The following is a 24,868-nucleotide window of genomic DNA, read 5'->3' on the forward strand; positions in this document are numbered from 1 at the left end:
CTGAACAGGCCCATCAGCGCACCTCCGCCTGACTGGTCGGCGCCGAGGCGGCGGGAGCGACCACGGGTGCGCTGCCGTCGGTGACGTACTGCGTCAGCGCCGCGGTGGCGGTGCGCATCTGCAGGCGGTCGCGCGCCACCTTCTCCACGCGCAGGTGGGTGGCCTGCGCCTGGCGCTCGGCCTCCAGGCGCTTGTAGTCGATCTCCAGCTTGGCGTGCAGCGTCTTGGCGCGGTCGATCTCGTTGAACAGCCGGCGCGTGTCGTACGTGGTCTTCACCAGGTACAGGCAGCTGGCCAGCAGCGCGGCCAGCAGCACGATGTTGAGCCTCGTCACGACGGCTGTCCTTCCAGGTCTGGCGACTTGCGTTCGGCCACGCGCAGGATGGCCGAGCGCGACCGCGCATTGGCGGCCACTTCCTCGGCCGACGGCTTCACCCGCCCCAGCGACAGCAGCCGCGTGGGGGCCGGTTCGGCAAAGGGCGCGCGGCGGTCGTAGACCTGCTTGCTCTCGCGCGCGATGAAGGTCTTGACGATGCGGTCTTCCAGCGAATGGAAGCTGATGACCGCCAGCCGGCCGCCCGGGGCCAGCAGGTCCACCGTATCGCTCAGGACCTGTTCGAGCTCTTCAAGCTCGGCGTTGACGAAAATCCGAAGAGCCTGAAATGTGCGCGTGGCAGGGTTCTGGCCCGGCTCACGGGTCTTGACCGCACGAGCCACGACCTCGGCCAGCTGGCCAGTGGTTCGCACCGGGTCCCCGCTTGCGCGCCGAGCCACAAGCGCCTTTGCAATCTGCACAGCAAACCGTTCTTCGCCATAGTCCTTCACCACCTGTGCGATCTGGCGCTCGTCGGCGCGAGCCAGGAAATCCGCGGCGCTTTCGCCGCGCGTCGTGTCCATGCGCATGTCCAGCGGGCCGTCGAAGCGGAAGCTGAAGCCGCGCTGAGGGTCGTCGATCTGCGGGGAAGACACGCCCAGGTCGAGCAGGATGCCGTCCACCTGCTGCACGCCCACGCTCGCCAGGCGCTCGCGCATGTCGCGGAAGCTGGCGTGGAAGATGGAGAAACGCGGGTCTGAAACCCGCGTCGTCGCTGACTCATCCTGGGCAGCGGCGATGGCGGCGGGGTCCTTGTCGAAGGCGATCAGCCGCCCGTGCGGCGACAGCCGCCGCAGCAGCTCGCGCGAGTGGCCGCCGCGGCCGAAGGTGCCGTCCACGTAGATGCCGTCGGCGCGGCTGAACCAGCCTTCGACGGCCTCGTTCAGCATCACGCTGACGTGGGAGAAGGCGGCGGTGGGCTGCGGGGCGCTCATCACAGGCCCAGGTCCATGAAGGCTTGCGCCACGTCGCCCTTGGACAGCTGCTCTTCCTCGTAGGCGGCCAGGCGCTGCACGTCCCACAGCTCGAAGCGGTGACCGGTGCCCAGCAGCATCACGTCCTTGTCCAGGCCGGCCCAGGCGCGCAGCTCGGGGGAGATGAGCACGCGCGAGCCGCTGTCGATCTCGACATCCACGGCGCTGCCGACGAAGAGCCGGCGAAACAGGTCGCCGTTGGTCTTCATGCCCATGATCTCTTCGCGAAAGTGCTCCCAGGCGGGCCTCGGAAAGATCAGCAGGCAGTGGTTGGGGTGCTTGGTGATCGTGAGCTTGTCCTGCGCCAGGGCGGTCAGCACGTCGCGATGGCGAGCCGGGACGGTCATCCGCCCCTTCCCGTCCAGCGTCAACGCGGACCCACCCTGAAACACGAAAGTCACCCATTTCCCCCACAAATCACCACTATCCCCCACTGTAGCCGACGCACCGGGTTGGGTCAACGCGACGCGTCAGAAAAATCAATGAAATCAACTACTTACAGCCGCATCGCGAAGTAAGGGGCTGCAAAAATAGCTTCAAAAATAAGGACTTGCGGGGGGCAGTGAAAGTGATGGGTGAGCTGCAGCAATGTGGGGCGCTGGTATCACCCCCCTCCGTCGCGCTGCACGCGACGGCGGCGGCAGGTGTCACCGTTTTCACGATAGTATCGCGCAAACTATTCACCGATAGATTCATGGCCGGCATCACGGGCACCGTCACTGATCATTCACAAGCGCTGCAACGCCTGCTGCGCAACGGCGTGATGACGGCGGCCCAGCTGATGGAGCGGCTGGGCATCAGCCAACCGACGCTTTCACGAACTATTCAGCGGCTGCACGCGGCAGTCACCACCTTCCGCATCAAGGGCGACCGCACACCCCGTTACGCGCTGCTGCGCGAGCTGCCGCTGGGCCTGCAGCCGCGGCAGCGCGTGTACCGGGTGCTGCGCAGCGGCAGCATCGAGCCCTTTGCCGACCTGGAATTCCTGCACGGCGGCGGCACGCTGGAGCGCCGGGACACCGCCAGCGTGCTGTATCCGGGCCTGCCGCCCTACCTGCGCCTGGCGGCGCCTGCCGGCTACCTGGGGCGCGAGGTGGCGGTGGCGGCCGCACGCGAACAGCGCTTTCCGGCCAGCCTGGCCGACTGGCACGACGACCACCGCGCGGCCTGGCTGCTGACGCGCGGCTTCAACCTGGCGGGCAACCTGGTATTCGGCGACCTCTCGCTGCAACTGGACATGGACTGGCGCAGCGTGCCGCCCACGCCGGTAAACCAGCGCGCCGAGCACTACGCGGCCCTGGCCACCGCAGCCACCATCGGCGCCCAGGGCGCGGGCCTGGGCGGCGACCAGCCCAAATTCCTGGCGCTGGTGGAAGGCCGGGGCCACGTCATCGTCAAGTTCGCGCGGCGCGGCAGCCGCATGGCCGAGCTGCTGCCGCTGGAACACCTGGCGCTGCGCGAACTGGCGCGCGCGGGCGTGCCGGCCTCGGCCACTGAGCTGCTGGCCACGCAAGACCACGTGTTCCTGGAAGTGCAGCGCTTCGATCGGGTGGGCCGGCATGGCCGCATCGGCCTGCTGTCGGCCGGCGCTGTGGACGATGAATTCTTCGGCCGGCGCGACACCTGGTCCGAGTTCGCGGCCCGCTGCGAACAGGCGCGCACCCTGAGGCCGGAACAGGCGCGCCACATCGACACGCTGGCCGCCTTCAGCGAGCTGATCGGCAACAACGACCGCCACTTCGAGAACATCGCGCTGCTGATCGGCGAGGACGGCGACTACGCCGGCCTGGCCCCGGCCTACGACATCCTGCCGATGCGCTATGCCTCGCTGGGCGGCGGCGTGGACCCGGCGCTGCTGCCCATCACGCCCAAGGTGGGCACCATCGGCGCCCGCCCTGACGTCTGGGGCCGCGCCTGGCAGGCCGCGGAGCGCTTCTGGCAGGCCGCGCAGACCGAGGCACTGCCGGCGCCGCTGTCGGCCGAGATGCGGCAGCTGGCCGCCGTCAATCTGGAAGTGGCGCGGGCCTTCGTGGCGCCGCTGCTGCCGGCGGTGGGAGAGCTGCCTGCAAGGGCGGTGGCAGGGCGGCGGGGGCGGTGAAACGCGTCCCGGAACTCCGGATTGACACATCCGAGCTTTGCCACCGTGCTCAAGGTGGCGCATGCCCTTGGCTTGCGGCTGCATGCGCAGCCTGTTTGAGCCATGACCCGGTAGACACCATGCCCCTGACCACCCTCTCCTCCCTCTTCGGCCACCAGGCCTGAACCAACGACGAGTGGTTCATGTCGCGCGAGGAGAGGCTGCTGCACGGCGCCAGGCAAGGCGGCTAGCACCGCGGCGCCGTCGGGCAAATGCTGGGCGCGATGGGTCAGCGCACCCGCCTGCGCGCCCACACCAGCACGCCCGCGCCACCCAGCCACAAGGCCAGCGTGCCCGGCTCGGGCACCGGCGGCGTGAGCACCCGCACCGAGACGGCCAGGTCGGCCTGGCCGACATCGATGAAGCAGCTGCCGCAGGTGAAGGGGTTGTCGGAGTAGCGCTCGAACAGCACGCGCAGCGTGGCCTGGTTCAGCGTGCCGGGCACCGCCGTGGGCGCCAGCGTGTACTGGCCCAGGCCCTGGCTCAGGCCGTCGTACGGCATCTGCCACACCGTGCTGCCCGCCGGCAGCACGCCGCCGGCGGGGCCACCGGCCAGGCCGATGAGGTCGAGGTAGCTGCCGGTGGCCGGCGCGGTTTCGGCCACCAGGGCCGATCCGATGAAGCTCAGCCATTCCAGCGGCTGGGCCTGCAGCCGGAAGCCCCAGCCGACCGTCTGGCCAGGCAGGCCCTCCAGGTGGCCGCCGGGTCCCGTCAGCTCGATCAACGACAGCGCCGCCGCGGGCTGCGCCATCCCCAGCCCGGCCGCGCACACGGCGGCGGCCAGCAGGCCGCGGCTGCAGCCCGGCAAGAGGTCGATGTATCGCTTGTCCATGCCAGTCTCCTTGGTGGGTGGGCCGTGCTCAGCGGATCAGGCTCAGCGTGGGCGTGGCGGTGTAGCTGCCGTCGTTGGCGCTGATGCCCAGCGTCAGGCGCACGCGGGTGGCGGTGGCGGGCCAGCGCAGCAGCAGTTCGGGCGTGGCGCTGCCGCCGGCGGCGATGCTGGGCAGCGCGATCGGCAGGCCGCCGCGCACGCTGACCGTGCCGCTGCCGCTGAGCACTTCCACGCCGATGGACGTGATCTGCACCCCCACCGCCGCACCCGGCCCGTTGTTGACGATGCGCAGCGGCACGAAGCGCTCATCCCGCCCGCCGTCGCGCCGCGGGCCGCCGCTGCTGGCGTACAGCACCGGCAGGCCGCTGGCAGAAGGCTGCACGTCCAGCGTCAACGGCACGGTGTTCTCGCCGGGCTGGCCGTCGCTCACCACGAAGCTGGTGGCATGGCGGCCGGCCGGCAGCTGCAGCGCGGAGGTGTTCAGGCCCACGCGCCACTCGTCGCCCACCTGCTGGGCCTGGGCCCAGGCGGGCAGCTTGCCCAGCTTCACCGCACCCTGTGCACCGGCGATCTTGAGGGCCTGCGCCGCGGGCAGCGGGCCGCCCGGCGGCAGCGAGAAGCTCACCGACGTGGGCTGCACCTCGATGCGCGGCAGCACCTCGAACGGGGTGAGCGCGGTGCGGCTGGCCAGGTAGGTCGGCCCGCCCGAGTACTCGGCCACCAGTTGGTGCACCCCTTGGGCCAGGCTGCGGCTGGGCACCACGAACTCCAGCTTCAGGTCCACGCCCGAGCCCTGCACGTTGCGCGTGCCCAGGTCGCGGTAGGTGGCGGGCTGGCTGGCCGAAGGCGGCGTCAGCAGCTCGCGCAGCGTCACGGCGCCGCCGCTGATGGGCATCTTGGGCACACGCGCCACCAGCTGCACCGTCAGCCGGGCTTCGGCCGGCTGACGCACCACGGGCCGCGCGGGGTTGATGCCGATCAGCAGCTCGGGCTGGATGCGGTAGAGCACCGGAATCTGGCTCACGGTGCCGGCGCCGTCCTGGTAGCCGACGGACAGCGTGCCCTTGTATTCACCGGCATCCACCGGCGCCTGCGGCGCCAGGCGCACCTGCAGCCGGTTGCCCTGGTCGCGCACCGCGGTGCCGTCGGTCCAGGTCAGCTGCAGCCAGTCGACGTCGGCCTTGGCCACCAAGGTGCGCGGCCGGTCGGTGCGGCCGTAGACGGTGATCTCCCGCGGCTCGGTGGGCTTCAGGCCCAACGGGGTGATGTACTGCAGCGTGCCGGGCAGCGCGATGGGGTCGCGCTGGGTCACCAGGCTGTAGTTCAGCCACACGTCGCTGCCACCGGCGGCGCGCAGCACCGCGTCGTTGATGTGCGGCAGCGTGGGCACCGCAAAGCGGTAGCCGGTGCCGAACTCGCGGCGGCAGGTTTCTTCGCCGCGCGTCCACACGTCGGCGGCCTGGGTCACGCGGAAGCCGCGCGACTGGAAGTTCTGGCTGGCGTCCACCAGCGCGCAGGCGAAGCGGCGCGGCTCACTCGCCGGGCGCGAGGCCCAGCGGCCGGTGTTGCCGCGCATCATCACCGGCCCCGCCTGGCCGTAGTCACCGGGCTCGAAGGTCCACACGCTGCCGGCCACGCGGTCGTCCTTGTCGTAGCTGCGGAAGAAGGTGATGGCGGAATCGCTGAGCGCGTCCAGGTAGTCCAGGCCCACCACCGACACGCCGCAGCGCAGGTAGGCGGCCACCGCCTGCCCGGAGGGAATGAGACCGGTGAGGTCGAAGAAGTTGCTGGCCGAGCGGCCTTCGGCCACCGCACTCCACATCCACTTCGGGCGCGAATAGGTGGCACGGCCATCGCCGTCGGTGCAGACACCGAGGTCGAACAACTTGGGGTGGTCGCGGCCGGTGGCGTAGTTGTAGTCGAAGTACCACATGTAGGTGGTGCTGCTGATCTGCGCATTGCGCGTGGCCAGCAGCACCTGCTTGCCGGCCGCCCGCACCTGGGCCACCGTGGGCCACTGCTTGGGGTCGGCCGCACGCTTGTAGACGGTGTCGCGAAAGTAGTGGTTGATCAGTTCGCCCAGGCCGGCGGTGTTGTCGTCCACGTGCTCGTCCAGCTTGATGAACAGCACCTCGTCCGGGTTGTCGCGCAGCCAGAGGCGGATTTCGTCGAACACGTAGGCCAGTCGCCGCCGATAGCTGGGCAGGCACACCTGCTTGCTGTTGTGGCACACCACGTACTGGCCTTCGGAGTAGTGCGGGTCGATCTCCAGGAAGCGCACGCCCATGCGCAGCTGGTCGCTGATCGAATAGGTCTGGTTGGACTGGTCGATGCCGAAGCCCTGGTTGCGGCTGCTGTAGGCGTTGTGGCCGCCGATGTGCGGCACCCAGTTGATCGGCTCGTTGACCGAGATGCCGTAGCGCTGCTGCTTGAGCGCCCACTCCAGCCAGGCGTCACGGCCGGCCCAGATGCGCCGCTTCTCGTTGACGCAGACGCCATTGCTCTCCTTCAGGTCGTACTCGCACGAGCCCAGGCCGGTGTCGTAGTACTCCTGGTCGGTCCACTTGCACACCCGCTGGTTCTCGCCACCGCAATCGGGTATGTGCACCGCGGCCCAGGCGGCCGGTGCGAGCCCCACGGTGGCCACCAGCGCGGCCATGCCGGCCAGCGCGCTCCTCATCCATCGCTTCATGTCATGTCTCCTTGCCCCAACGCCGGCCTGATGGCGCGGCGCTGCGTATTGAGCCGCCGCGGGGGTGCGCCCTCAATACGAACTACGGCGTAGCGGGCCGCTTGGCGGGCCCTGCGAAGCTAGGGATTCACAGGCGGTGGCGGATGGACCAAGCCACCAGCTCGGCCGCATTGCGCAGGCCCAGCTTGCGGGCGATGTTCTCGCGGTGCTTGCGCACCGTGTGCTCCGAGATGCCCAGCTCACGCCCGATGGCCTTGCTGGCCATGCCGCGGCCCACGCGCGCAGCGATGTCCAGCTCGCGGCTGCTCAGCGGCTCGCGGTCGGCGGTGCTCTCGCGCTCGAACACGCTGGCCAGCTCCACACTCACGTAGTAGCCACCCGCGGCCACGCTGAAGATGGCGCCGATCAGCTCGTCGGCATCGTCGGTCTTCAGCACATAGGCATGGGCGCCGTAGGACAGCGAGGCCCGCACCGAAGCGGCGTCCTGCCGCGCGGTGACCACCACCACGCGGGTGGACAGCTGTTCGGTGGTGATGGCCTGCATCACGTCCAGGCCGTCCAGGCCCGGCAGGCCCAGGTCGAGCAGCAGCACATCGGGCTGCAGGCTGCGCGTCAGCGCCAGCGCGGTGGGTCCGTCACCGGCTTCGCCCAGCCAGCGGATGCGCGCTTCGCGCGAGAGCACCAGCTGCAAACCCTGCCGCACGAGGGCATGGTCTTCCGCGACGACGATGCTGATAATGCGGCCGGCCTCCACGCCGGAAACATAGCATGACCGAGGTTGCCGACAGCGCTGACGACGAGCGCGAAGTGCGTCGCGAGCTGCTGGCCACGCTGCTGTCGCACCGCCGCACGGTGGTCATCGGCAATGTACTGATCTGCCTGACCACCACCGTCGTGCTGCTGGGCCACGGCGTGCGTGACGGGGTGCTGCCCTGGGCCACGGTGGTGCTGCTGGTGGCGGCCCTGCGCAGCACCCATGCAGGCCGGCTGGCGCCGCGCGTGGCCACGCTGGACATGGCAGGCATCCACGCCGCCGAACGGCAGATCTTCTGGCTGATGGCGCTGCAGGGGCTGTCCTGGGGCGTGCTGCCATGGGTGAGCTACAGCGGCCGCAACGCCTTCCTCGACTTCTTCTCGGTGGCCATGCTGGTGGGCATGAACAGTGGCGCCGTCAACTCGGCCGCGCCGCTGCCGCAGGCGCTGCGCATCTACCTGCTCACCGCACAGCTGCCGTTCATCACCCAGTCCGTCGTCCTCGGCGGCGGCGTGTCGCTGGCGGGCGGGCTCACCATCGCGTTTTCTCTGGTGGTGCTGATGGCCTTCGGCCGCAACCAGCATGCGGCCATGCGCCACGCACTGCAGATCACGCGGCAGAACGCGCGGCTGGCCGAAGCGCTGCGCATCGAGCGCGACGCGGTGCAGACGGCGCTGCGGGCCAAGAGCCTGTTCCTGGCCGGCGTGAGCCACGACCTGCGCCAGCCGGTGCATGCGATGGCGCTGCACCTGCGTTTCCTGCGCTCGCTGCGCAGCGATGAACTCTCGCCCCAACGGGTGGCCGCGCTGTGCACGCCGATGGACGGCGCGTTGCGGGCGATGACGGCGCAGCTGACGCGGCTGCTGGAACTCTCGCGCCTGGAAGCCGGTGAGGCGCAGGTGGCGCGGCGGCCGATCGACCTGCCCGCCTTCCTCCACGAGCGGCTGGCGCAGTTCACGGCGCAGGCGGCCGACCAGGGCCTGCGGCTGCGCAGCCGCATCGGCGCCGGGGCCCGCCAGGCCTGGGCCGACAGCGACCCGATGATGCTGCAGTCCATCGTCGACAACCTGTTGTCCAACGCGGTGCGCTACACCCGCCGCGGCGGCGTGCTGCTGGTGCTGCGGCCGCGGGGCGGCGGCTGGCTGCTGCAGGTGCTGGACAGCGGCCCCGGCATGCCGGAGGCGGTGCTGCCGCAGCTCTTCATTGCCTACCGCCGCTTCGATGACCGCAGCAACCGCCACGACGAAGGCCAGGGCCTGGGCCTGGCGCTGGTGCACAAGCAGGCCGAGCGGCTGGGGCATGCGCTGGCGGTGCGCTCGCGCGTGGGCCACGGCAGCAGCTTCAGCCTGCTGTTGCCGGCCTGCGAGCCTCCGGCGTGACACGAGCACCCGGACTCCATATTTCGTCTATAGTTGAAGTATGGAAGAGTCCAGCGTCATCGATTGCCTTTCAGCCCTGGCGCATGCCGTGCGCCTGCAGGTGTTCCGCGCCCTGGTGGTGGCCGGCCCCGCCGGCCTCACGCCCGGCGTGATGCAGGAGGGCCTGGGCATCGCCGCGGCCACGCTGTCCTTCCATTTGAAGGAGCTGTCGCGCAGCGGCCTGGTGTCGGTGGAGCGCTCGAGCCGTCACCTCATCTACCGCGCCGAGATCGCGCGCATCAACGACATGGTGGGCTACCTCACCGAGAACTGCTGCGCAGGCATTGCCTGCGTGCCGCAGCCGGCAGCCGCCTGCGGCTGCTGACCACCTGGAGATCCTCATGGACGACAAGGTCTACAACGTTCTGTTCGTGCGACGTGAAGTCGCGTAGTTGATTGTTCTACGGGAGAAATCTCGACAGAGAACCCGCCATTCCCCTGGCGGTAGCCTAGAGATGCAAGCATGGCTGGCAACGGCTGTGTTTGAAGCCATCTCGACAATGTAGCCCACCCCGAAAGGGTGAAGCCGACCTCGCGAGAGGAAAGCGGAACTGCCAGCATCAGGCGGTAGGGAGCTAGGCTTGGAAGTATGGTGAACTCATGTGAATCGGCGATAAATCTCGTTACGTTGAACAAGCCAAAGATTGCTGACAGGCTTGAGCCAAATAGGCGACGTGGGCGGTCCTGACGTTGAATTGTGGTCAGGCGGGGACAAAAGCGCTCACCGGGAAATAGCCGACACCTACCCTTCCAGTGTCAATTACGCGGAACACGATAAGCCCGTACTCCCGCCCGACCGGGCAGGCCGACCGCAAGGAAAGCTGTTGGGAATGCGGGTATGGGATGCCGGAGAAAGCGAATGCCGTTCTGTAATGGGACGGATAGGGGTTGAGGCGCAAGCCAACATCACTCCGCGCGAAAGCGAGCAGACTTTCGGCTGGTCTCTCTTTGCAAGAGAGTTTGATGAACCTTCCTAATGGAGGAAAAGCAAATGACGACCATGCAAGTGGTTGGTGCAGCCTCCGGCTGCGAGGTAGCGTGGCACAGCATCGACTGGGCCGACGCGCACCAAACGGTCAGAAGGCTGCAGATGCGTATTGCAAAGGCAGTTAGAGAGGGACGCTGGAGCAGGGTGAAATCTCTGCAATGGCTCCTGACGCACTCGTTTTATGGCAAAGCTCTTGCTGTGAAGCGAGTCACTGAGAACCAAGGCAAGAAGACGCCCGGTGTCGATGGGCAAACCTGGAGCACGCCGGAGTCGAAAGCTGAAGCTGTGTTGTCGCTCAAGCGGAAGGGCTACCAGCCCAAGCCCTTGAGTCGGGTATTCATTCCGAAGGCAAATGGAAAGATGCGTCCTTTGGGGATTCCAACGATGAAGGACAGGGCCATGCAGGCGCTACACCTGCTTGCCCTGGAACCAGTCTCGGAGTCCACTGCTGATCCGAACTCCTACGGCTTCCGGCCGGAACGAGCAAGTAGAGATGCGGCTTTGCAGTGCTACATGGCACTTGCGAAGACGCGATCTGCGCAATGGGTCTTGGATGCAGATATCACCGGCTGCTTTGACAACATCAGCCATGACTGGCTACTCGCCAACATCCCGATGGACAAGGCGATGCTCAGGAAGTGGCTGAAATCCGGCTTTGTATGGAATGGCCAGTTGTTCCCAACCGAGGCAGGAACTCCGCAAGGAGGCATCATTTCCCCGACGTTGGCGAACATGACCTTGGATGGAATCGAGCGAATTCTGCGGGAGCGCTTCGGCGCTCCCGAGACCAGAGCGGCTTGGAAGAACAAGGTTCACTTGATCCGGTATGCAGATGACTTCGTGGTCACAGGCGCGACGAGAGAAACGCTGGACGAAGCGAAGCAGATGATCGTGGAATTCCTGGCAGTGCGAGGTCTGACCTTATCGCCGGAGAAGACCAAGGTCGTGCATATCGAGGAAGGCTTTGATTTCCTCGGATGGAACGTGCGCAAGTACGATGGGAAATTCCTCATCAAGCCTGCGAAGAAGAACGTGCAAGCGTTCTTGCGGAAAGTCCGGGGCACGATCAATGAGGCCAAGACAGCGAAGCAGGAGACGGTGATAGCGAAACTCAACCCGGTCATTCGTGGGTGGGCAAACTATCACCGGAACCAGGTGGCAACGGACACCTTCAACAGGGTGGACTCGCTCATCTGGCGATGGCTTTGGCGCTGGTCATGCCGCAGGCATCCGAACAAGAGGTCTGACTGGATAAAGGATCGTTACTTTATTCGTGAAGGACTTCGAGACTGGGTGTTCAGCACGACGGTAGTGGATGAAGATGGCCGCGAGAGGAAGGTGACATTGGCGAAGGCCGCTGACACCTCAATCAAGCGCTATACGAAGATCAAGGGTGAGGCACATCCATACGATCCCGCGTGGGAGCGATACTTCGAAGACAGGCTCGGCCTGTCTATGAAAGACAGCTTCAGGGGTCGCGGCCAACTGCTTCATCTTTGGTACGCACAAGAGGGCGCATGCCCGGTCTGCAACGAGCGCATCACGAAGGAGACAGGTTGGCATGTCCACCACGTCCTTCCGAGGGCTCAAGGCGGAACGGATGCAATGCGAAACCTGGTGCTGCTGCATCCAAACTGTCACAGGCAAGTCCATAGCCGCGGTAAGAAGTGAACTGCCGGCTCCGGTAAAACGGGGCTTTGACGAGGCTTGAGCCCGGTGCGGGGAAACTCGCACGCCGGGTTCTTAGGGGGGGATGGCGCAGCAATGCACTGTCCCTACCCGACATCTGCACCGGCAATTCGGCGCGGTCCATCCTGGCGGAAGGGCTGCTCAACTCGGCCGGCGGCGGCCGCTTCCGGGCTTTCTCCGCCGGTAGCCAGCCCAAGGGCGCGGTGCATCCGCTGGCGCTGCAGGAGCTGCAGCGGCTGAACATCCCGACCGACGGCTTGCGCAGCAAGTCGTGGGAAGAGTTCGCCGCGCCGGGCGCGCCCAGGATGGACTTCGTGTTCACGGTCTGCGACCAGGCCGCGGGCGAGGCCTGCCCGCTGTGGCCCGGTCAGCCGATGACGGCCCACTGGGGCATGCCTGACCCCGCGGCTGTCGAGGGCAGTGACGAGGTCCGGCAGCAGGCCTTCCGCGACGCAGCCGTGACCATGAAGCGCCGCATCGACCTGATGCTGTCGCTGCCCATTACCACCCTGGACGGCCTGGCGCTGCACCAGGAAGTCAAACGCATCGGGGGCAGCTGACGTGAGCGCATCACCTCTTGGCAACCAGGCCGCAGTGCAGGCGCCCGCACCGGCCATCGGCTTCTTCGAGCGTTACCTCACCGTGTGGGTGGCGCTGTGCATCGTCGCCGGCATCCTGCTGGGCCAGGCCTGGCCGGGCTTCTTCCAGGCGGTGGGCGACCTGGAGCTGGCGCGGGTGAACCTGCCGGTGGGCGTGCTCATCTGGGTGATGATCATCCCGATGCTGCTGAAGATCGACTTCTCGGCACTGGGCCAGGTTCGGGCCCATGTGCGCGGCATCGGCGTCACGCTGTTCATCAACTGGGCGGTCAAGCCCTTCTCGATGGCGCTGCTGGCGTGGATCTTCGTGCGGCAGGTGTTCGCGCCCTGGCTGCCCGCCGAGCAGCTGGACAGCTACGTGGCGGGGCTCATCCTGCTGGCCGCCGCGCCTTGCACGGCGATGGTGTTCGTCTGGAGCCAGCTGTGCAAGGGCGACCCGTACTTCACGCTGTCGCAGGTGGCCCTGAACGACGCCATCATGGTGGTGGCCTTCGCACCCATCGTGGCCCTGCTGCTGGGCCTGTCGTCCATCACCGTGCCGTGGGACACGCTGCTCACGTCGGTGGGGCTGTACATCGTGGTGCCGGTGATCATCGCGCAGCTGTGGCGCAAGCAGCTGCTGGCGCGCGGCACCGCGCACTTCCAGGCAGTGGCGGCGCGGCTGGGGCCGTTCTCGATCGCGGCGCTGCTGCTCACGCTGGTGCTGCTGTTCGCCTTCCAGGGCCGGGCCATCCTGGAGCAGCCGCTGGTCATCGCGCTGCTGGCGGTGCCCATCCTCATCCAGGTGGTGCTGAACTCCGGCCTGGCCTACTGGCTCAACCGCCGCATGGGCGTGCAGCACTGCGTGGCCGGGCCGTCGGCGCTCATCGGTGCCAGCAACTTCTTCGAACTGGCGGTGGCGGCGGCCATCAGCCTGTTCGGCTTCCAGTCCGGCGCGGCCCTGGCCACCGTCGTGGGCGTGCTCATCGAGGTGCCCGTGATGCTGGCCGTCGTGGCGGTCGTCAACCGTTCCCGCGCCTGGTACGAGCGCGGCCTTGCCAAACCCTGATGCCATGATCCCCGTCACCATCTTCCACAACCCCGCCTGCGGCACCTCCCGCAACACCCTGGCGCTGATCCGGCATGCCGGCATCGAACCCACGGTGGTCGAGTACCTGAAGACGCCGCCCAGCAAGGCCGAGTTGCAGGCCTTGCTGCGGGCGATGGACATGCCGGTGCGCGCGCTGCTGCGCGAAAAGGGCACGCCCTACGCCGAGCTGGACCTGGGCAACCCGAAATGGACAGACGACGAGCTGCTGGACGCCATCGGCCGCCACCCGGTGCTGATGAACCGGCCGGTGGTGGTGACGCCGCTGGGCACGAAGCTGTGCCGACCGTCGGAGGCCGTGCTCGAACTGCTGCCGGTGCCGCCGCTGCCGCCCTTCACCAAGGAAGACGGTGAACAGGTCGTCGACGACGGGGTGCGCCTTGGGTAATGAAGCCCCCAAGCTCGCTGCACTCGCTACCCCCCAAGGGGGCCGCTCAGTTCCTTGGGGCGACCCGGCGGAACTGAGTGCCGACACCTTCCCCGCGCTGCAACCTGAACTGCTGCCCACGCCGAGCGCGCAGCAGTTGACGGTGGCCGCACCCTCCACCCATGCGCCGCGCATCCTGCTGCTGTACGGCTCGCTGCGCGAGCGCTCGTACAGCCGGCTGCTGACGTTTGAAGCCGCGCGCCTGCTGCAGGCCCTGGGGGCCGAGGTGAAGATCTTCGACCCCGCCGGCCTGCCGCTGCCCGATGGCGCGCCCGACGATCACCCCAAGGTGCAGGAGCTGCGCACGCTGGCCGCCTGGAGTGAAGGCATGGTGTGGTGCTCGCCCGAACGCCATGGCGCGATGACCGGCATCATGAAGTCGCAGATCGACTGGATTCCGCTCAGCGTGGGCGCGGTGCGACCCACCCAGGGCAAGACGCTGGCGCTGATGCAGGTGTGCGGCGGCAGCCAGTCGTTCAACGCGGTGAACCAGATGCGCATCCTGGGCCGCTGGATGCGCATGATCACCATCCCCAACCAGTCGTCGGTGGCCAAGGCCTTCGCCGAATTCACCGACGAAGGCCGCATGAAGCCCTCGGCCTTCTACGACCGTGTGGTGGACGTGATGGAGGAGCTGGTCAAGTTCACGCTGCTGACGCGCGACGTGGCGCCTTACCTGGTCGACCGCTACAGCGAGCGCAAGGAAAGCGCCGAAGAACTCGCCCGCCGCGTGAACCAGCGGGCGATCTGACCGGCCATCAGCGGCCGGCCTCGCCCATCCGCTCATCCATCCGCTCGGCCAGGTGGTCGAGGAAGCAGCCGATGCGCGAGGACAGCTCGGTGTTGCGATAGAACACGGCGTGGATGGGCTGGCGCACGTCCACCGTCTCGCGCGGCAGCAGCTGCACCAGCGCGCCGCTGCGGCGGTCTTCGGCGGTGACGAAGTCCGACAGCGCGACGATGCCGGCTCCCTCCAGCGCCAGGCGCCGCAGCGTCTCGCCGCTGCTGGCCTTGAGCGCCGGCTGGATGTGCAGCCGTTCGCCCTGCGGGCCGCGCAGCGGCCACCGGTTCAAGGACTCGGGCTGGTTGAAGCCCAGCAGCCGGTGCGCGGGGCCGGCCAGGTCGGCCACCGTGCGGGGCCGGCCGTGCGCCTTCAGGTAGGCCGGGCTGGCCAGCACCCGCACCACGCTGTGACCCAGTGGCCGTGCGCGCAGCGTGGAATCGACCAGCGGCCCGATGCGGATGGCCACGTCGGTATCGCGCTGCAGCAGGTCGATCGGCAGGTCGTCGGTGTTCAGCTCCAGCTCGATCAGCGGGTACAACGCCTGGAATCCGGCCACCAGCGGCGCCACCACGTGCAGCATGAAAGGCACGGCCGCATTCACCCGCAGGCGGCCCGCCGGCTGGCGGCGACGGCTGGCCATCTGCTCCTCGGCCTCGTCCACCGCGGCCAGGATGGCGCGCGCCCGCGCCAGGAAGGCATGGCCCTCCTCCGTCAACGACAAGCGCCGCGTGGTGCGGTTGAGCAGCGTGGTGCCCAGCTTGTCCTCCAGCCGCCGCAGCGCGCGGCTGATGCCCGAGACGGTCTGCCCCAGCTGCTCGGCCGCGGCGGTGATGGAACCGGTGTCCACCACCGTGCGCAGGGCCAGCAACTCGTCCAGCGTGGTCTTCATTCTTGACTCCGGCTCAAGGGTCTTGTGCCCGACACGGTATTTTTCCGCAAGAAAGCCGCGCCCACACTCCCGGCCATCCGAACCTATTCCTGGAGTACCCCATGCCACTTGCCCTGCTCGCGCTGACGCTCAGCGCGTTTGCCATCGGCACCACCGAATTCGTGATCGTCGGCCTGCTGCCCACCGTGGCGGCCGACCTGGGCGTGAGCCTGCCCTCGGCCGGCCTGCTGGTCAGCCTGTATGCGCTGGGCGTGGCCGTCGGCGCGCCGGTGCTCACCGCCCTCACCGGCCGCCTGCCGCGCAAGCAGCTGCTGCTGGGGCTGATGGCCCTTTTCACCGCCGGCAACCTGCTGGCCTGGCAGGCGCCGGGCTACGGCACGCTGGTCGCGGCGCGGGTGCTCACCGGCCTGGCGCACGGCGTGTTCTTCTCCATCGGCAGCACCATCGCCACCAGCCTGGTGCCCAAGGACAAGGCGGCCAGCGCCATCGCGCTGATGTTCACCGGCCTGACGGTGGCCCTGGTCACCGGCGTGCCGCTGGGCACCTTCATCGGCCAGCACTTCGGCTGGCGTGAGACTTTCCTCGCCGTGGCCGCCCTGGGCGTGCTGGCCTTCGTCGGCAGCGCCGTGCTGGTGCCGCGGAACATCGCCCACACGCCGCCGGCTTCGCTGGCCCAGCAGGCCCGGGTGCTGGCCGAGCCGCGGCTGCTGCTGGTGTACGCCAAGACGGCCATCGGCTACGGCGGCAGCTTCATCCCCTTCACATTCCTGGCGCCCATCCTCACCGAGGTGTCGGGCTTCAGCGCCGGCGCGGTGGCCTGGGTGATGCTGGTGTACGGCGTGTCGGTGGCGGTGGGCAACCTGTGGGGCGGCCGGCTGGCCGACCGCTGGGGCCCGATTCCGGCGCTGAAGCTGATCTTCGCGCTGCTGGCCGCGGTGCTGTTCGTCTTCACCTTCACGGCGCAGCAGCCCGGGCTGGCGGTGCTCACGGTGCTGGCCTGGGGCGCGGTGGCCTTTGGCAACGTGCCGGGCCTGCAGCTGTACGTGGTGCGCCAGGCGGAACGCCAGGTGCCCCAGGCGGTGGACGTGGCCTCGGGCCTGAACATCGCCGCCTTCAACCTGGGCATTGCCGGCGCCGCCTGGGCCGGCGGCCTGATCGTCGAGCACCTGGGCCTGATGCACACGCCCTGGATCGGCGGCCTGGTGGTGCTGGTGTCGCTGGCGCTCACGGGCTGGAGCGGTGCGCTCGACCGCCGCGAGGGTGTGCCCACCCGCCTGGCCGGCGCCACGGCGCACGTCGGCCACTGAACTTCCACCTCTCCCAAGGACCTTCCATGACCACCCTTCCCCGCTTCGGCCTCGGCACCTTCCGCCTCAAGGGCCAGACGGTCATTGACTCGGTGCTCACCGCGCTGGACCTCGGCTACCGTGCCATCGACACGGCGCAGATCTACGGCAATGAAGCCGAGATCGGCGAAGCCATCGAACGCAGCGGCGTGCCGCGCAGCCAGCTGTTCATCACCACCAAGGTGTGGACGGAGCACCTGGCGGCCGACCACCTGGGGTCCAGCCTGCGCGAGAGCCTGGACAAGCTGCGCACCGACCATGTCGATCTGGCGCTGATCCACTGGCCCTCACCCGGCGGCGCGGTGCCGGTGGCCGAATCGGTCGTCGCGCTGCGGGCGGCGCAGGACCAGGGCCTGACGCGGCAGATCGGCATCTCCAACTTCAGCATCGCACTGATGAAGGAAGCCATCGCCGCCGCTGGCTCCGGCCGCATCGCCACCCACCAGGTGGAGCTGCACCCCTACCTGCAGAACCGCCAGGTGGCCGCGTTCGCGCGCAGCCAGGGCGTGGCGCTGACTTCGTACATGACGCTGGGCTACGGCGAAGTGCTGGCCGACCCGGTGCTGACGGAGATCGCCGCGGCCCACGGCGCCAGCACCGCCCAGGTGGCACTGGCCTGGGCCCTGCAGCTGGGCCATGCGGTCATCCCCTCATCCACCAAGCGCGAGCACCTGCAAGCCAACCTGGCCGCACAGCAGCTCAAGCTGACCGACGCTGAGATGGCCCGCATCGCCACACTGGACCGCGGCCAGCGGTTGGTGAACCCGGAGGGGCTGGCGCCGGTGTGGGATTGAGGCTGGGCTGCCCGCGCCCAGTGCCGAGCGACAACGCGGCGCGGGCAGCGGCGATATGCGTGTGCATCAAGCGCTGCTGATCCACGCTCATATCAACCGCGCCTCCGACAGCACCCGTACGCGGAAATGATCCGGCAGCGCGTTGGGCGTGAGCACATCGACCCGAACGCCCAGGAGCTGGTGCAGATCGCGCCGGATGGCGCCGATGTCGAACAGCGTGGTCTCGGGCGTCGGATCCACCAGGATGTCCAGGTCGCTGCCTTCGGTATCGCTGTCGTGCAGCACCGAGCCGAAGACCCGCGCATTGCGGGCACGGTGCGATTCGACCACCTGCCGGATCTCCGCGCGGTAGTTCGCCAAGGCTTCAGACGGTCTCATGCGCTCTCCCGAAAGGAACCGGCGCGATCGTAGATCAACGCCGGTTGCAGCCCGTCAAACGTCCAGCACCAGCCGCTTGCCCTTGCAGCTGGACACGCAGATCATCATCGTGCGGCCGGAGTCGCGTTCGATCTTGGTGAGGATGCCGTCGCGGTGGTCGAGTTCGCCGTCGAACTCCAGCACCGCGGTTTCGCAGGCGCCGCACACCCCCTCCTTGCAGCTGTGGTCGGGCGTCAGGCCGGCGTCCAGCAGGCTGTCGAGGATGGACTTGCCGGGCGGCACTTCCACCACGTTGCCGCTGCGGGCGCACTCCACCACGAAGCTTTGCGTGGCGGCCGGCGCTTCCACCGCCACGGCCGCAAAGCGCTCGATGTGCGCGGCCGGGTAGTTCAACGCCTCGCAGGCGCGCTCGAAGGCGTCCAGCATCGGGACCGGGCCGCAGCAGTAGAAGTGGCTGTCGGCACGGCGGCCGGCCAGCAGGCGGGCCAGGTCAGGCGGCGCACCGGCGCTGTCGTCGAAGTGCCAGGTGACGGGCACGTTGTGCTGCTGCGCCAGCGCCTCGATCTCGGCCACGAAGGCCGCTTCTTTTCGGGTGCGGGCGCAGTACAGCAGTTCCACCGGCCGGCCGATGGCCACCAGCCGCTGCAGCATGCACCAGATGGGCGTGATGCCGATGCCGCCGGCCACCAGCACCGATCGCGGCGCCTGCTCATGCAGATGGAAGTTGTTGCGCGGTGCCGAGATGGGCAGCGTCTTGCCCACGCGCAGCTGCTCATGCACGTAGCGTGAGCCGCCGCGGCTCTTGCGATCGTTCAGGATGCCGACCACGTAGCGCTGGCGGTCGCTGGCCGGGTTGCACAGCGAGTAGCTGCGCACCAGGCCGTTGGGCAGGTGCAGGTCGATGTGGGCGCCGGCCTCGAAGGGCGGAAAGTCCACGTCCGGCGTGGCCGGGCGGAGTTCGACGCTGATGATGCCGTCGGCCTCGTGGCGCATCGTGTGGACCAGGGCGTTCAGGGTCGGGGAAGACATGGCAGCAGCTCGCAGGGGCGAAGGATTCGTTCAGGTGGCAGTGTGGCCCAGGGCCGGGGCGGCCAGGCGCAGGTCGGCGTCCAGCCGGGCCAGGCCGTCCACTTCCACCTTCAGTTCGGGCTGCACCAGCGCGGCCACGCCCACCAGGGTGGAGGCGGGGTACGGCGCGCCGGGCAGCACATCGGCAAAGAAGTCGCGCCGCGCCCGGCCCACGGCCTCGCGGTCGGCGATGTCGGTGAGGTACACGGTGAGCTTGAGCAGGTTGTGCACGCCACCACCGGCCGCTTCCAGCAGCGCCTGCAGCTGGCGCAGGCACACCAGCGTCTGCTGGTAGGCGTCCAGCGGCGTGCCGGCGGCAGCGGCCTGCTGGGCGGCGGCGCCGGCCGTCTGGCCGGAGAGGATCACCTCCGGCCCCAGCACCAACGCGGGCGACCAGGTGGCCTGCGGCGGCAGCGGCGCGGCCGGGTTGACGACGCAGCGCGGGGCGGCGGCCACCATGCTCAAGCCTTGGCCGTCTTGTCGGCTTTGGCCGCCAGCTGGGCCTGGGCCAGGCCCTTCAGGTGCCGGCGCAGCCGCACGATGCCCAGGTCGTGCTGGTACAGCTGCTCATGCTGGTTGGCATCGGGCTCCATGTTCTCGATCAGCACCCGGTCCTGCTCCAGCACATGCCAGTGGCGGGCTTCCAGCCGGTTCTTGTACAGGAAGCGCCAGGTGTCGCGCTGCCAGCCGGGCGGCAGCTTGCGCACGCGCCAGTGGAAGGCGCAAGACAGCGTGGGGCTGATCGGCGTGTAGCTGCCGATGATGATGAAGTTGCCGCCGGGGCCGCCGGTCTTCGGGTACGGGATCTCCAGCCGCATCCAGTGGATGCCGGTGTCGGCCCACTCGGTCCAGTCGAAGTTGACGTTGCGCTGGCCTTCCTTCTCGAACACGAAGCCGGTGTCGGTGGGGCGGATGCCGAACTTGGCGGTGGCATCACCCTCGGCCATCGAGTGCGATTGCTTGTGCAGGAAGGTCCCGTGCATCGGGTCCATCACGTTGTCCAGCACGTAGCGGTAGTCGCCCTTCCATTCGGCATAACAAAGGAAAGAGGCGTACTGGCTGTCGTCGGTCAGCTGCTCGGGCAGCCGCAGCGGCGGCGGCGTGTCCACCGGCTCGCTGCTGTTGTAGAGGAACACCGCGCCCGCCGCTTCGCGCACATGGAACCAGCGAGTGGCCTGGCTGCCTTCGAGCTTGCAGCCGGGGCTGCCGGGCACCTTGGTCACCACGCCGTCGCAGCGCACTTCCACGCCGTGGTACGGGCAGGCGATGCGGTCGCCCAGCACCACGCCTTGCGACAGCGGCGCGCCGCGGTGGGGGCAGCGGTCTTCCAGCGCATGCAGCACGCCTTGTGTGTCGCGCCAGAAGACCAGCTTGCGGCCCAGGCGGCGCAGCGACACAGGCCGCTCTTTGATAAAGCCGCTGGGGCAGATGGGGTACCAGAGGTCCTTGAGGCCGACTTCCAGCAACTGGTCGACCGGATCGGCAGCAACGGCGATGGGGATGTTCATGGGGCTTCCTCGGGGTGGCGGCGGGCGGCTTCAGGCGGCCAGCCGGGCGATCTCGGCGCGGTAGTTCTCTTCGGTCCAGGCCTGGCCGCTGGGCGTGGCCAGGTGGCTGCGGTTCAGGTGTTCCACCAGGCCGGCCAGGTCGTGCACGCCGGCGGCAAAGGCCCGCTCGATCGCGTCGCCGAGCAGGTCTTCATACGGGGTGGGCGGGCGCTGGCGCGCCTGGTGCGGATCGAGGTAGCGGTCGGTCGGTTGCATCGTCGGCCTCCTGGCGGAAGGGGATGGTGGGTGTGGGCGCGGCAGCTACTGCCCGCCATGGCGCACGCGTTCGCGGATGCGTTCGCGCACGGGAACAAAGTCGTAGGTGGGATAACACTCGGTGGTGAACACGCCCCAGGCACGGCGCTCCAGTTCCACGTTCACCAGCGGCAGCTTGTCGGGCGGCAGCTCCAGCGTCAGCACCTGGCCCAGGCCCATGGCCACCGTCCAGGACACGACGCGCACGCCTTCTGGCGGAAACTGCTCCCACCAGTCGGCCGCCTTCATGCGCTGCTGCACGTCGTCCAGCGTCAGGCCGGGGTGGTGCTTGAGCAGCACCGTCAGCAGCAGGGTGTTGGACTCGCTCATGGTGGTCAGCTCACTCGGCCACGATGTTGCGCGCCTTGATGATGCGGGCCCAGGTGGCCGTCTCGGCGCGGATGTGGGCGGCGAAGTCGGCAGGCTTCATCGTGGCATCGGACAGTCCCTGGGCCTGCAGCTTGTCGCGCGTGGCGGGCTCGGCCAGCACGGCGGCGGCATCGCGCGCCAGTTGCTCGGCCACCGCGGGCGGCGTGCCGGCCGGCGCCAGCAGGCCGTACCACGAGGTGACCAGCACGCCCGGAATGCCCTGCTCGGCCAGCGTGGGAATGTCGGGCGCCACTGGGCTGCGCGCCGCGTCGGTGATGCCCAGGGCCACCAGCTTGCCGTCCTTGATGAAGGGTAGCGTGGCCGGCAGGTTGCTGAACATCAGCGGCACCACGCCGCCCAGCACATCGTTCAAGGCCGGGCCGGTGCCCTTGTAGGGCACATGGGTGATGTCCACGTCGGCCTGCTGCTTGAACAGCTCGCCGGCCAGGTGCAGGCCGCTGCCCACGCCGGGCGAGGCATAGAACAGCGTGGCCGGCTTGGCCTTGGCCAGCGCCACCAGCTCCTTGGCGCTGCGCAGCTTGAGCGCGGGGCTGGCCACCAGCACGTTGGGCGCCTTGGCCAGCATGGTGATGGGCACGAAGTCCTTCTCGATGCTGAACGGGAAGTTCGGCATCAGCGTGGGGTTGATGGTGAGGTTGCCCGCGGGCACCACCAGCAGCGTGTGGCCATCACCCTTGGCCCGTTTGACGCGATCGATGCCCAGGTTGCCGGCGGCGCCGGCCACGTTGTCCACCACCACCGTCTGGCCGTAGCGCCTGCCCAGGCCATCGGCCAGGATGCGCGACAGCACGTCCACCGGCCCGCCGGGCGGAAACGGCGCGACGATGGTGAAGCGGCCGTCGGCCAGCTGCTTTTCGGCGGCGGACCTGTCGGCCGCCGGCTGCGCGTGGGCGGGCAGCAGGGCCGACAGCGCCAACACGCCAGCGGCGGCCAGGCAGAGGCGGCGCAGGGTGGCGGGCACGGGCTTCACTTCTTCTCCGTCAGGAACTTGCCGCTGGGCGCTTCGGCATTCTTCTGCCGGCGGGTATGGCCGTCCAGGCCGCCGTCCACCGCCCATTCCGCGAACACGGTGGGGCCGGGCTCGAACTCGCGCGGCTGCCAGTCGGCGGTCAGCTGGTCTTCGTCGGCGTAGTACTCGATCAGGCCGCCGGCGGGGTTCTTGAAATACCAGAAGTAGGCCGACGAGATGGGGTGGCGGCCCGGGCCCAGCTGGGTGTCCCAGCCGCAGCGCGAGAAGTGCAGGCCACCGCCGAACACCTCGTGGATGTCGCGCACCGCAAAGGCCACGTGGTTGAGCCCGCGCTTGCCCGAAGGCAGCTGCAGCAGGAACAGGTCGTGGTGGCCGCCCTCCGGCGCGCAGCGCAGGAAAGCGCCACGGCCCGGGTAGCTGTCGGAGGCGACGAAGCCGAGCTTGTCGCGGTAGAAGGCGCTGGTGCTGGGCACGTCGCTGGCGAAGAACACCACGTGGCCCACCTCGATGGGCGTGGCCCGCTCATAGATGGGGCTGGCGCGGTTGATGCGCAGCTTGTCGTTCCAGGTGTTGCTGGGGCCGCATTCCACCTGCACCGCATGCTTGCGGCTGCGCTGCAGGCGCAGCGCCAGGCCGTTGGGGTCGGTGCAGCCGATGCGGCGGGCACCCTCCACCTCGCCATCCACGAAGCCGGGCTGGTCGGCGATGGCGGCGGCATAGCGGTCCAGGTCGGCATCGCTGTCCACGCCCCACACCACCTCCACCAGCGTGTTGCCCTCTTCGGTGCCGGCCGGCAGGCCGGGCAGGCCCAGCCGGGCCACCACCACGCGGCAGCCGTTCAGGCACTCGAACACCAGCTGGTCGGCCGAGTCGGCCGTCAGCGTCAGCCCCCAGTCGATGAAGAAGCGCTTGCAGGTGGGCAGGTCGTCTGCCACGTAGGTGATCTGGTCGATGCCGAGGACGCTCATCTTGTTTCCTTCAGTGGCCGCCTGCGGCTCAGTTGGCCCATGGCAACGGGTGTTCGTTGGTGCCCCAGTACAGGCTCTTCTGCTCCATGTACTGGAAGATGCCTTCGCGGCCCTTCTCGCGGCCCAGGCCGCTGTCGCGCCAGCCGCCGAAGGGCGTGGAGATGCTGAACTGCTTGTAGGTGTTGATCCACACGGTGCCTGCCTGCACCGCACGGCCCAGGCGCCAGGCGCGCTTGAAGTCGCGGCTCCACACGCCGGCCGCCAAGGCATAGATGCTGTCGTTGGCCTGCGCGATCAAGTCCGCTTCGGTATCAAAAGGCATCGCCACCAGCACCGGGCCGAAGATCTCTTCCTGCGCGGTGCGGGCGCGGTTGTCCAGCCCTTCCAGGATGGTGGGCGTGTAGAAGTAGCCCGACTCCAGCGCCTGGCCATGCGGTCGCACGCCGCCGGTGCGGATGCGCCCGCCTTCGCTGACGCCCAGCGCCACGTAGCGCTCGATGCCTTCACGGTGGCGAGCGGTGATCAGCGGGCCCATCTGGGTGCGCTCGTCGGCCGGGTCGCCCACGCGCAGCGCAGCGGCGCGCTCGGTCAGCCGCGTCAAAAATTCGTCGTAGATGCTGCGCGCGACGAAGAGCCGCGAGCCGGCGATGCACGACTCGCCCGAGCTGCTGAAGATGCCGTACAGCACGCCATTGACCGCATGGTCCAGGTCGGCGTCTTCCAGCACCATGGTGGGCGACTTGCCGCCCAGCTCCAGCGACACCGGCATCATCTTGTCGGCCGCGATGTGCGCGATGTGCTTGCCGGTGGTGGTGCCGCCGGTGAAGGACACGCGCTTGACCAGCGGGTGCTGGGTGATGGCATCGCCGATCACCGAGCCCTTGCCCGGCAGCACGCTGACGATGCCACGCGGCACGCCGGCTTCTTCGCACAGGCGGGCCAGTTCCAGCGCCATCAGCGGCGTGACCTCGGCCGGCTTGACCACCACCGCATTGCCCGCGGCCAGCGCGGGCGCCAGCTTCTGCGCCTCGCTGGCAATCGGCGAGTTCCACGGCGTGATGGCCGCCACCACGCCCATGGGCTCGTGCACGCTCATGGTCACGAACGGGCCGCGCGAGGGCGTGATGGTTTCTTCCAGCGTTTCACAGGCCGCGGCAAAGAACTGGAAGGTGCCGGCGGCGCTGGCCACCAGCGCGCGTGTTTCGCTGATCGGCTTGCCGTTGTCCAGCCGCTGCTGCTGGGCCAGGCGCTCGGCGTTCTCGCGGATCAGCTGCGCCACGCGGTAGAGCACCGAAGCCCGCTCATGCGGCAGCTTCTGCGCCCAGCCGCTGGTCAAGAAGGCGCGGTGGGCGCCGGCAATGGCCTCGTCCACATCGGCCAGGCTGGCCGCGCGCAGGCGGGCGATGGGCTCGCCGGTGGCGGGGTACAGGCTTTCGTATTCCTCGCCACCGCCCAGCCGCCACTCGCCGGCCACGTTGATCTTCAGCAGTTCCAGTTGCGCCATCGGGG

26 protein-coding genes are annotated in these 24,868 nt (G+C 68.5%); 10 read left to right on the forward strand and 16 right to left on the reverse strand.

The window, feature by feature from the left end; translation table 11 throughout:
* Nucleotides 1–13: 13 nt before the first annotated feature.
* Genes ftsL through mraZ form a run of 3 tightly spaced genes read right to left on the reverse strand, consistent with a single transcriptional unit; the run spans nucleotide 14 to nucleotide 1,739 of the window.
* Complete coding sequence (gene ftsL / locus MW290_RS28950) at nucleotides 14–334, reverse strand: cell division protein FtsL (protein WP_250197811.1); 321 nt, start codon at nucleotides 332–334, stop codon at nucleotides 14–16.
* Nucleotides 331–1,308, reverse strand: coding sequence for a 16S rRNA (cytosine(1402)-N(4))-methyltransferase RsmH (rsmH, locus tag MW290_RS28955; RefSeq protein WP_250197812.1), 978 nt, complete (start codon nucleotides 1,306–1,308; stop codon nucleotides 331–333). The genes ftsL and rsmH overlap by 4 nt, the downstream gene beginning before the upstream one ends.
* Nucleotides 1,308–1,739: a division/cell wall cluster transcriptional repressor MraZ gene (gene mraZ, locus MW290_RS28960; RefSeq protein ID WP_250200127.1), complete on the reverse strand. Its 432-nt coding sequence runs from the start codon at nucleotides 1,737–1,739 to the stop codon at nucleotides 1,308–1,310. The genes rsmH and mraZ overlap by 1 nt, the downstream gene beginning before the upstream one ends.
* Nucleotides 1,740–2,041: 302 nt before the next feature.
* Here mraZ and MW290_RS28965 point away from each other — a divergent pair, with 302 nt between their 5' ends.
* A complete protein-coding gene (locus tag MW290_RS28965) occupies nucleotides 2,042–3,445 on the forward strand; it encodes a HipA domain-containing protein (protein ID WP_250197813.1) in 1,404 nt (467 codons plus the stop codon).
* A gap of 268 nt (nucleotides 3,446–3,713) precedes the next feature.
* Here the strand turns inward: MW290_RS28965 and MW290_RS28970 are convergent, their stop codons facing one another.
* From MW290_RS28970 to MW290_RS28980, 3 genes are all read right to left on the reverse strand, one after another.
* Nucleotides 3,714–4,316 carry a PEP-CTERM sorting domain-containing protein gene (locus MW290_RS28970; RefSeq protein WP_250197814.1) on the reverse strand — a complete coding sequence of 201 codons (603 nt, stop codon included), beginning with the start codon at nucleotides 4,314–4,316 and terminating at the stop codon, nucleotides 3,714–3,716.
* A gap of 28 nt (nucleotides 4,317–4,344) precedes the next feature.
* A complete protein-coding gene (locus MW290_RS28975; protein ID WP_250197815.1) occupies nucleotides 4,345–7,008 on the reverse strand; it encodes a phosphatidylinositol-specific phospholipase C domain-containing protein in 2,664 nt (887 codons plus the stop codon).
* 127 nt (nucleotides 7,009–7,135) lie between these two features.
* Nucleotides 7,136–7,762: a response regulator gene (locus MW290_RS28980; protein ID WP_250197816.1), complete on the reverse strand. Its 627-nt coding sequence runs from the start codon at nucleotides 7,760–7,762 to the stop codon at nucleotides 7,136–7,138.
* Between the two features lie 14 nt (nucleotides 7,763–7,776).
* Here MW290_RS28980 and MW290_RS28985 point away from each other — a divergent pair, with 14 nt between their 5' ends.
* From MW290_RS28985 to arsH, 7 genes are all read left to right on the forward strand, one after another.
* Entirely contained in the window at nucleotides 7,777–9,141 is a 1,365-nt protein-coding gene (locus MW290_RS28985) for a sensor histidine kinase (RefSeq protein WP_250197817.1), read from the forward strand.
* Nucleotides 9,142–9,181: 40 nt separating this feature from the next.
* Nucleotides 9,182–9,505, forward strand: a complete 324-nt coding sequence (locus MW290_RS28990) for an ArsR/SmtB family transcription factor (RefSeq protein WP_250197818.1) — start codon at nucleotides 9,182–9,184, stop codon at nucleotides 9,503–9,505.
* A gap of 675 nt (nucleotides 9,506–10,180) precedes the next feature.
* Entirely contained in the window at nucleotides 10,181–11,839 is a 1,659-nt protein-coding gene (gene ltrA / locus MW290_RS28995; protein WP_445659480.1) for a group II intron reverse transcriptase/maturase, read from the forward strand.
* A gap of 98 nt (nucleotides 11,840–11,937) precedes the next feature.
* Nucleotides 11,938–12,417 carry an arsenate reductase ArsC gene (locus MW290_RS29000; protein ID WP_250200128.1) on the forward strand — a complete coding sequence of 160 codons (480 nt, stop codon included), beginning with the start codon at nucleotides 11,938–11,940 and terminating at the stop codon, nucleotides 12,415–12,417.
* A gap of 1 nt (nucleotide 12,418) precedes the next feature.
* Nucleotides 12,419–13,504 carry an ACR3 family arsenite efflux transporter gene (arsB, locus tag MW290_RS29005; RefSeq protein ID WP_250197819.1) on the forward strand — a complete coding sequence of 362 codons (1,086 nt, stop codon included), beginning with the start codon at nucleotides 12,419–12,421 and terminating at the stop codon, nucleotides 13,502–13,504.
* Nucleotides 13,505–13,508: 4 nt separating this feature from the next.
* A complete protein-coding gene (gene arsC / locus MW290_RS29010) occupies nucleotides 13,509–13,931 on the forward strand; it encodes an arsenate reductase (glutaredoxin) (protein ID WP_250197820.1) in 423 nt (140 codons plus the stop codon).
* Nucleotides 13,932–14,028: 97 nt separating this feature from the next.
* Nucleotides 14,029–14,721, forward strand: a complete 693-nt coding sequence (gene arsH / locus MW290_RS29015; protein ID WP_259373512.1) for an arsenical resistance protein ArsH — start codon at nucleotides 14,029–14,031, stop codon at nucleotides 14,719–14,721.
* 7 nt (nucleotides 14,722–14,728) lie between these two features.
* Here the strand turns inward: arsH and MW290_RS29020 are convergent, their stop codons facing one another.
* Nucleotides 14,729–15,643 carry a LysR family transcriptional regulator gene (locus tag MW290_RS29020; RefSeq protein ID WP_250197821.1) on the reverse strand — a complete coding sequence of 305 codons (915 nt, stop codon included), beginning with the start codon at nucleotides 15,641–15,643 and terminating at the stop codon, nucleotides 14,729–14,731.
* A gap of 101 nt (nucleotides 15,644–15,744) precedes the next feature.
* On the opposite strand from MW290_RS29020, the gene MW290_RS29025 reads away from it, so the two are divergent.
* Entirely contained in the window at nucleotides 15,745–16,950 is a 1,206-nt protein-coding gene (locus tag MW290_RS29025) for an MFS transporter (protein ID WP_250197822.1), read from the forward strand.
* Between the two features lie 26 nt (nucleotides 16,951–16,976).
* Nucleotides 16,977–17,783, forward strand: coding sequence for a 2,5-didehydrogluconate reductase DkgB (dkgB, locus tag MW290_RS29030; protein ID WP_250197823.1), 807 nt, complete (start codon nucleotides 16,977–16,979; stop codon nucleotides 17,781–17,783).
* 87 nt (nucleotides 17,784–17,870) lie between these two features.
* On the opposite strand, the gene MW290_RS29035 is transcribed toward dkgB, so the two are convergent.
* The 9 genes from MW290_RS29035 to MW290_RS29080 are packed head-to-tail and all read right to left on the reverse strand — an operon-like array spanning nucleotide 17,871 to nucleotide 24,863.
* Nucleotides 17,871–18,161 carry a nucleotidyltransferase family protein gene (locus MW290_RS29035; protein WP_250197824.1) on the reverse strand — a complete coding sequence of 97 codons (291 nt, stop codon included), beginning with the start codon at nucleotides 18,159–18,161 and terminating at the stop codon, nucleotides 17,871–17,873.
* 54 nt (nucleotides 18,162–18,215) lie between these two features.
* Complete coding sequence (locus MW290_RS29040; protein ID WP_250197825.1) at nucleotides 18,216–19,190, reverse strand: PDR/VanB family oxidoreductase; 975 nt, start codon at nucleotides 19,188–19,190, stop codon at nucleotides 18,216–18,218.
* A 30-nt stretch (nucleotides 19,191–19,220) separates the two neighbouring features.
* A complete protein-coding gene (locus tag MW290_RS29050; protein ID WP_310740136.1) occupies nucleotides 19,221–19,688 on the reverse strand; it encodes a RidA family protein in 468 nt (155 codons plus the stop codon).
* A 2-nt stretch (nucleotides 19,689–19,690) separates the two neighbouring features.
* A complete protein-coding gene (locus MW290_RS29055; protein ID WP_250197826.1) occupies nucleotides 19,691–20,737 on the reverse strand; it encodes a Rieske 2Fe-2S domain-containing protein in 1,047 nt (348 codons plus the stop codon).
* A 30-nt stretch (nucleotides 20,738–20,767) separates the two neighbouring features.
* Nucleotides 20,768–20,992: a recombinase-like helix-turn-helix domain-containing protein gene (locus MW290_RS29060; protein ID WP_250197827.1), complete on the reverse strand. Its 225-nt coding sequence runs from the start codon at nucleotides 20,990–20,992 to the stop codon at nucleotides 20,768–20,770.
* A 45-nt stretch (nucleotides 20,993–21,037) separates the two neighbouring features.
* Complete coding sequence (locus MW290_RS29065; RefSeq protein WP_250197828.1) at nucleotides 21,038–21,361, reverse strand: hypothetical protein; 324 nt, start codon at nucleotides 21,359–21,361, stop codon at nucleotides 21,038–21,040.
* Nucleotides 21,362–21,371: 10 nt separating this feature from the next.
* Nucleotides 21,372–22,391 carry a Bug family tripartite tricarboxylate transporter substrate binding protein gene (locus MW290_RS29070; RefSeq protein WP_375142899.1) on the reverse strand — a complete coding sequence of 340 codons (1,020 nt, stop codon included), beginning with the start codon at nucleotides 22,389–22,391 and terminating at the stop codon, nucleotides 21,372–21,374.
* Complete coding sequence (locus tag MW290_RS29075) at nucleotides 22,388–23,359, reverse strand: VOC family protein (protein WP_250197829.1); 972 nt, start codon at nucleotides 23,357–23,359, stop codon at nucleotides 22,388–22,390. The genes MW290_RS29070 and MW290_RS29075 overlap by 4 nt, the downstream gene beginning before the upstream one ends.
* 28 nt (nucleotides 23,360–23,387) lie before the next feature.
* Nucleotides 23,388–24,863 carry an aldehyde dehydrogenase gene (locus MW290_RS29080; protein WP_250197830.1) on the reverse strand — a complete coding sequence of 492 codons (1,476 nt, stop codon included), beginning with the start codon at nucleotides 24,861–24,863 and terminating at the stop codon, nucleotides 23,388–23,390.
* Nucleotides 24,864–24,868 lie beyond the last annotated feature (5 nt).

Source organism: Aquincola tertiaricarbonis (genome assembly GCF_023573145.1).
Classification (GTDB): domain Bacteria; phylum Pseudomonadota; class Gammaproteobacteria; order Burkholderiales; family Burkholderiaceae_C; genus Aquincola; species Aquincola tertiaricarbonis_B.